Origin of the sequence: Streptomyces sp. NPDC058459 (assembly GCF_042721685.1) — a bacterium.
Classification (GTDB): domain Bacteria; phylum Actinomycetota; class Actinomycetes; order Streptomycetales; family Streptomycetaceae; genus Streptomyces.
The window spans coordinates 1-2014 of record NZ_JBHXLV010000399.1 but is presented as its reverse complement, the minus strand read 5'-3'; the positions used below and the strand labels follow the sequence as shown (position 1 = coordinate 2014).

Here is a 2014-nt window from a genome sequence, read left to right as displayed (position 1 = left end):
GGTCAGGACGCCGGCCCGGCGGCCTTCTTGCGGCGCAACCCGTAGGCGCCCAGGGCACCGGCGGCGAGAACGGCGGCGCCGGCCATGGTCACGTCACTGGAGTCGGCGAGGCCACCGCCACCGGTGTGCATGCCACCGCGCGGCTCGTCGCCGCCGGAGTCGCCCCTGCCGCCGCTCTCCTTGCCGCCGCTGTCCTTGCCACCACTGTCCTTGCCACCACTGTCCTTGCCGCCACTGTCCTTGCCGCCACCGCCATTGCCCTTGTCCTTGTAGCTCTCCGGGTCGAAGCGGCTGTCGCCGCCGGAGTCGGAGCTCCCGTCGTCGTTGCCGACGGCGGCGAGAGCGCCGCCGCCCGTGTGCACGCCGCCACGCGGCCCGTCACCGGAGTCGTAGGAACCGCCGCCGGAGTCCTTACCTCCGGAGTCCCTGCCCCCGGAGTCCTTACCGCCAGAGTCCTTACCCCCGGAGTCCTTACCGCCGGAGTCCCTGCCGCCGGAGTCCTTACCCCCGGAGTCCTTGTCACCGGAGTTGGAGCCGGAACCGTTGTCCCGGCCGGAGTCGCTGTCCTGCTGCTTGTTGTAGGAGGAGTCGTCCCGGCCTCCGTCGTCCGCCGCGAGCGCGGTAGCGGGGGCGGCGAGGGCGAGGGCGGCGGATGCGGCCGCCGTGGCGAGAAGAATGCGGGCAGAGCGCATATCGGTGTCCTTCCGCCGTGACCGGGCAGCTGATTCCTCATCGGCTGACATGACCCGGCCCCGACATGATCCACCGTCGGGCCGACCGCCTCCGCGCACCATCCGGGCCGTCCAGCCGGGTCAGCATGCCACCCGTCTGTCGCAGTGACACGCCGCTACGCCCCGCCGAACGGGTCAGCCGATCGCCCCTCCGGCGACCCGCGAGCGTCTCCCTCCCGGCCGGCGGAGGACGGAGGGAGCCATCGCCCGGCATTCCGGGCAAACTTGGCCGAAAACCGTCGTAGCAAAGCGCGAAGTTCTCGACGTGGCGGGGCTTTTGCGGGTCGTACCCTGAGGCCGTGATCGAGCGATTCGAAGATCCAGGGCTGACGGTGTCCCGGCTCACCGGGCGCCGGGTCACGGGCGGCCCGGTGGCGGCGGTGTCGCCCGCCGAGGTGTCCCTGGAGGACGGCACGACGGTGATGGTCAAGCGCGGGGACGGTCCCGGCGCGGTGCGCGCCGAGGCCGCCGGACTGCGCTGGCTCGCCGCCGCGGGTGCGGTGCGCGTGCCGGCGGTGCTCGGGTACGACGAGTGGTCCCTGGTCAGCGAGCGGGTGCCGGCCGGCAGCCCCGGCCCCGGGGCGGCGGTGCGCTTCGGCCGCGCGCTGGCCGCCCTGCACGCGTCCGGCGCCCCCGCGTTCGGCGCCGCCCCGCCGGACGGGCCCGAGGAGGCGTACATCGGCCGCGCGCCGATGCGCAACACGCGCGGCGACGACTGGCCCTCCTGGTACGCCGAGCACCGGGTGCTGCCGTATCTGCGTACCGCGGTCGACGCCGGGACCGTCCGGCCGGGCGAGGCCGGGGTGATAGAGGCGGTGTGCGAGCGGCTGCCCGCGCTCGCCGGGCCCGCCGAGCCGCCCGCGCGGCTGCACGGCGACCTGTGGCAGGGCAATGTCCTGTGGGGCGCCGACGGCGAGGTCCATGTCATCGACCCGGCCGCGCACGGCGGCCACCGGGAGACCGACCTCGCGATGCTGCGCCTCTTCGGCTGCCCCCAGCTGGAACAGGTGCTCACCGGGTACGAGGAGACGCACTCGCTCGCCGAGGGCTGGCGCGACCGGATCGGGGCGCATCAGCTCTTCCCGCTGCTGGTGCACACGGTGCTGTTCGGGCGGGGGTACGCCGAGGAGGCGCTGTCCGCCGCGCGGGCCACCCTGGCCGGGTGAACCAGGGTCGTACCGAGCGGGCTAGGGCCTGTGTGGAGTTGTGATCTCGTGTGGTCCCGGCCGGGGAGGGTTGGGACCCCTGGGGTAGAACGGTGAGGTGTCTCGACCTCAACTTTC

General features: G+C 73.8%; 2 protein-coding genes. One reads left to right on the top strand and one right to left on the bottom strand.

Annotated features, from left to right (window positions below; all coding sequences use genetic code 11):
- Window positions 1–2: 2 nt before the first annotated feature.
- Window positions 3–692 (bottom strand): hypothetical protein, encoded by a 690-nt coding sequence (locus ACFWN1_RS33075; protein ID WP_384370404.1) that lies wholly within the window; start codon window positions 690–692, stop codon window positions 3–5.
- Between the two features lie 338 nt (window positions 693–1030).
- Here ACFWN1_RS33075 and ACFWN1_RS33070 point away from each other — a divergent pair, with 338 nt between their 5' ends.
- Complete coding sequence (locus ACFWN1_RS33070) at window positions 1031–1897, top strand: fructosamine kinase family protein (RefSeq protein ID WP_384370401.1); 867 nt, start codon at window positions 1031–1033, stop codon at window positions 1895–1897.
- Window positions 1898–2014 lie beyond the last annotated feature (117 nt).